Here is a 471-nt window from a genome sequence, read left to right as displayed (position 1 = left end):
ATCATATGCTTAACTGCTTGAGCAAAGAAGCCACTCAAGTGCGTATTTTTTCCGATATGAGCAACTGCATATTTCGAACCAATTGATACGACGAAACCAGAATATTTACCTTCAAATTCAGCCGTTGTTTTTTGTCCGGCAATTGCAAGAGAGATATTTTTTGCGGCGACTTTAGCTCCAGCTTCGGCTCCTTGAACCGTTTGTGGCTGGCCTTTTCACGAACCGTCTTGATCGGTTAGCGAAACATCACCAAGAACGTAAATTTTTGAATCATCCAGTGATTGACCCTGCTTGTTAACTAGAATTCTTCCACCGCGGCCTTGCTGCAATCCGAATTCACTTACTTTAGTTGGAGCTTTAACTCCGGCCGTCCAAATTAGAGTCGAGGTAGAGAATTTATTTCCGCCTTTAATATCGATCAATCCGTCACCAACACTTACGACATCGGTATTTTTGAGGACTTCAACACCG

1 protein-coding gene is annotated in these 471 nt (G+C 42.9%); it reads right to left on the bottom strand.

Annotation, left to right across the window (positions count from 1 at the left end):
• Positions 1-215: 215 nt before the first annotated feature.
• Positions 216-471: FAD-dependent oxidoreductase (locus KH893_RS11950; protein ID WP_281166297.1), on the bottom strand; the 256-nt coding region annotated here is incomplete at its 5' end.

The organism is Liquorilactobacillus sicerae, assembly GCF_029916425.1.
In the GTDB taxonomy this organism is placed as follows: domain Bacteria; phylum Bacillota; class Bacilli; order Lactobacillales; family Lactobacillaceae; genus Liquorilactobacillus; species Liquorilactobacillus sicerae.
The sequence above is the reverse complement of the archived record's forward strand: the minus strand, read 5'-3'. Positions and strand labels throughout refer to the sequence as shown.